The 4,591-nt window shown below is 49.2% G+C and carries 2 protein-coding genes; both read left to right on the top strand.

The window, feature by feature from the left end; translation table 11 throughout:
- Window positions 1-161 precede the first annotated feature (161 nt).
- Window positions 162-3,308, top strand: coding sequence for an RAP domain-containing protein (locus CX664_RS24230; protein ID WP_101749184.1), 3,147 nt, complete (start codon window positions 162-164; stop codon window positions 3,306-3,308).
- Between the two features lie 224 nt (window positions 3,309-3,532).
- The coding region (locus CX664_RS24215; RefSeq protein ID WP_146000297.1) for a DUF1601 domain-containing protein at window positions 3,533-4,591 on the top strand (1,059 nt) is incomplete at its 3' end.

The raw sequence follows: 4,591 nt of genomic DNA, 5'->3' as shown, positions 1-4,591 counted from the left end.
TAGCTATGTGACCGGAGTTGTAACGCCGCAGAGTAACTGCCCACTTAGTCAGAAAATACGATTTCATTTGGTTAACTACTTATAAACGTTTCAACAAAATGAACTTCTGAACAAAACAGAAGTCTGCTTTTTATATTTTCATGAATTAATGAAATGTAATTATGGATAGAAGTTCTGCTGGTGCCAGTGGTCAATACGCAAGATCAGATAATGATTACAACCAACCGAATAACCATGCCGCTTCTTCAAGGCGTGTGCAATATAGACATGGTACAGTCAGACAGTGGGATAATACCCCACGCACTACCCCAGGGCGTAATAAATTTTACCGTTCTTCTGACGCATGCCCTTCTCAACATCTACAGCGCCGTTCAGTAAGCCTTACTCAAGATTTTAATGCGCTCATCAAACAGGAAATAATGGATGATCTGCTGAGCAAATCTTATCGTTTCGGACATCACTATGATGGGAGAAATCACGGTCAATATGCCAGTTCAATTAAAAAATACACATCAGCTGCTAAAAGACCGTTAAATCGAGCGGAACAAAGCCAGCTGATGCGTTTGCTGCAAAATTTCACAGCAACGCGGAGCTGGAATTGGCGAAGCCTGACGACAACACTGCACTCATTTACTTCAGCGGGTGTTTTTACCCCTCATAAACCCTTGGATGAGCGTGTTAAGATTACTCAAACTGCCTTATTGTCAACACTACTTGATGCCATAATATTTAACTGCAACCAAAAACCTGAAGCCAGGGATATTGATGCCCGGGGAATCGCCAACCTGCTGTGGGCCATGGCGAAACTGGTGGATAACGGGCTGGAGCAGACACCAGAGTTCAATGAGGCCGTGGCCGCACTGTTGCCCCACGTAAACGCACTGAAAGCTAACTTTAAACCACAAGGTATAGCCAACCTGCTGTGGTCGATGGCGAAACTGGTGGACAACGGGCAAGATCGGACACCAGTACTCAAAAAGGCCGTGACCACGCTGTTGCACCGGGTGAACGCACAGAATGCAGGCTTTAACCTACAGGAAACCACCAACCTGCTATGGGCTATGGCGAAACTGGTTGATAAGGGGCTGGAGCGGACACCAGCGCTCAACGGGGCCGTGGCCGCGCTGTTGCCCCTCGTCAACGAACAGAACAACCCATTTATTCCTCAGCATATCGTCAATCTGCTGTGGGCCATAGCGAAACTGGTGGACAACGGGCAGGAGCAGACACCAAAACTTAAAAAGGCCGTGGCCGCGCTGTTGCCCCTCGTCAACGAACAGAACAACCCATTTATTCCTCAGCATATCGTCAATCTGCTGTGGGCCATAGCGAAACTGGTGGACAACGGGCAGGAGCAGACACCAAAACTTAAAGAGGCCGTGGCCGCGCTGTTGCCCCTCGTGAACGAACAGAACAACCAATTTATTCCTCAGCATATCGTCAATCTGCTGTGGGCCATGGCGAAACTGGTGGACAACGGGCAGGAGCAGACACCAAAACTTAAGGAGGCCGTAGCCGCGCTGTTGCCCCTCGTGAACGAAAAGAAAAACCAATTTATTCCTCAGCATATCGCCAACCTGCTGTGGGCCATGGCGAAACTGGTGGACAAAGGGGAGTGGACATCAGAGTTCAAAGAGGCCGTAGCCGCGCTGTTGCCCCTCGTGAACGAAAAGAAAAACCAATTTATTCCTCAGCATATCGCCAGTCTGCTGTGGGCCATGGCGAAACTGGTGGACAACGGGGGGGGGACATCAGAGTTCAACGAGGCCGTGGCCGCGCTGTTGCCCCACGTGAACGCACCGAAAGCTAACTTTAAACCACAGGAAATCGCCAACCTGCTGTGGGCCATGGCGAAACTGGTGGACAACGGGCTGGAGCAGACACCAGTGTTCAACGAGGCCGTGGCCGTACTTTTGTCCTATGTGAACACACAGAAAGACCTATTTAATGCTCAGGGTATCGCCAACCTGCTCTGGGCCATGGCAAAACTGGTGGACAACGGGCAGAAGCGGACACCAGGGCTCAATGAGGCCGTGGCCAGACTATTGCCCGACATGAACGCACAAAAAGCTAACTTTAAACCACAGGAAATCGCCAACATGCTGTGGGCCATGGCGAAGCTGGTGGACAACGGGCAGGAGTGGATACCTGGGCCCAAAGAGGCCGTGACCACGCTGTTGCCCTTCGTGATAGCACCGAAAGCCAACTTTAAACCACAGGAAATCGCCAACATGCTATGGGCCTCGGCGAAACTGTTGGACAACGGGCAGGAGCGGACACCGCAGTTCAAAAAGGCCGTGGTCGTGCTGTTGCAACAAGTGAAAACAGAGAAAGCTAACTTTAAACCACAGGAAATCGCCATCCTGTTGTGGGCCATGGTGAAACTGGTGGACAACGGGGAGTGGACATCAGAGTTCAACGAGGCCGTGGTCACGCTGCTGCCCTTCGTGATAGCACCGAAAGCCAACTTTAATTCACAGGAAATCGCCAATCTGCTGTGGGCCATGGCGAAACTGGGCGAACTCATTGAGCTGGACTTGGCAACCTCCACGTTCAAATCGCTTGTCGAGGGAATCAATGGCAACCCCCAGTTCTCTCAGCAAGCGATATTGATGTCCCTTTGGGGAGTAATGGTATGCTGTGCCAGGTTATCTCTGGTTCCCAATACCAGTAAAAGTAACGTGCTGGAAAAGCGCATGGATGACCTGTTTAACCGTCTGGAAAATACATTCCCGGACAATGAAGAGGATCAACGTACCATTGCCCTGGCTGCAAGTTGGCTTGGCAGAGCGTGTCCGGTCGTCCCCCATTACCAGACAATTGTTTCAAAACGTCAATCCGACTTCTGCGATCAACTCCAATCATGCATTCCATCATTGAGGATTGAAGAAGAAAAGAGTCTGAATTCATTACCTCCGGTTGACCTGCTACTGCCAGATCACAACATGGTGATTGAAGTTCAGGGACCGTCTCATTACGTGGGTGGTGATTTCAAAACCAGGAATGGTTCGACTCTGATTAAAATCGCACTGTTGCAAAAAGCAGGATTTGAGGTCATTGAAATTCCGGTTAACAGGCTTTGGAATCAGGATTTAATGAAACCATACATTGATCAAATAAAGACCAGGATAGGCTTCCCGCCACAGGGGCATGGCTCTGTATCACTTAGAAGAAGTTGGGCAGATGCGGCATACGTTACTGCTGATAAAGGCAGGCAACCCACAGAGCACGTTTACTTAACTGCCGAAAAACATTCAGAGGAGCAAACCAGTAAACCGGCAAAGAGGAAGAAAACAAACAGCCAGTAATTGCCTTCCTCCTATCATGACTCTAGATCCGTTTTCACATGCCGGGAAGGAATGCCAGTGTTGAACACCTGTTGCCCCGGATGATTGGAAAATAACGGGTTGATGGCATCAGGAGTAGATGTGTTTCCCCAACCGTTTACGTTGATAGACGTTGCAGCAAAATGAACTTTTGAACAAAACAACAGTCTGCTTTTTATATTTTCATGAATTAATGAAATATAATTATGGATAAAAGCTCTGCTGGTATCAGTGGTCAATACACAAGATCAAATAATGCTTACAACCAACCCAATAACCATGCCGCTTCTTCAAGGCGCGGACGATATAGACATACCACAGTCAGACAATGGGATCCTCCCCCCCGCACAGCCCCAAGGCGTAATGAATTTTACCAATCTTCTAGCGCATACTCTTCTCAATATCTACTGCGCCGTTCAGTAAACCCTCCTCAGGATTTTAATAGCCTCATCAAACAGGAAATAATGGATGATCTGATGAGTAAATCGGGTCGTTTCGGTCATCGCTATGATGGGAGACATCACGGTCGATATGCCAGTTCCATTAAAAAATACACATCAGCTGCTAAAAGACCGTTAAATCAAGCGGAACAAAGCCAGCTGATGCGTTTACTGCAAAATTTCACAGCAACGCGGAGCTGGAATTGGCGAAGCCTGACGACAACACTGCACTCATTTACTTCAGCGGGCGTTTTTACCCCCTATAACTCCACAGATGAGCGTGTTAAGCATACTCAAGTTGCCTTATTGTCAACGCTACTTGATGCAATCATATTCAAGTGCAGCCAAAAACCTCACACCAGGGATATTGATGCCCAGGGTGTCGTCAACCTGCTGTGGGCCATGGCGAAACTGGTAGACAGCGGGCAGGAGCAAAAAACAGGGCTCAACGAAGCTGTGGCCGCACTGCTGCCCCACATGAACACACAAAAAGACCAATTTAATGCCCAGGGTGTCGCCAACCTGCTGTGGGCCATGGCGAAACTGGTGGACAAGGGCCTGGAGCGGACACCGGTGTTCAATGAGGCCGTGGCCAGGCTATTGCCCGACGTGAACGCACAGAAAGATAACTTTAAACCACAGGAAATTTCCAACCTGCTGTGGGCCATGGCCAAACTGGTGGACAACGGGCATGAGCGGACACCAAAACTTAAAGAGGCCGTGGCCGTGCTGTTGCCCCTCGTGAATGCACAGAAAAACCAATTTATTCCTCAGCATATTGCCAACCTGCTGTGGGCCATGGCGAAATGGTGGACACGGCAGGAG

Origin of the sequence: Endozoicomonas acroporae (genome assembly GCF_002864045.1) — a bacterium.
Lineage (GTDB): Bacteria > Pseudomonadota > Gammaproteobacteria > Pseudomonadales > Endozoicomonadaceae > Endozoicomonas > Endozoicomonas acroporae.
Note: the sequence above shows the minus strand (reverse complement) of the source record. Positions and strands in the feature narration are given on the sequence as shown.

Excerpts from the sequence above, each read along its gene's own strand:
- CX664_RS24230 (WP_101749184.1), top strand. The coding sequence starts at position 162 with ATGGATAGAAGTTCTGCTGGTGCCAGTGGTCAATACGCAAGATCAGAT.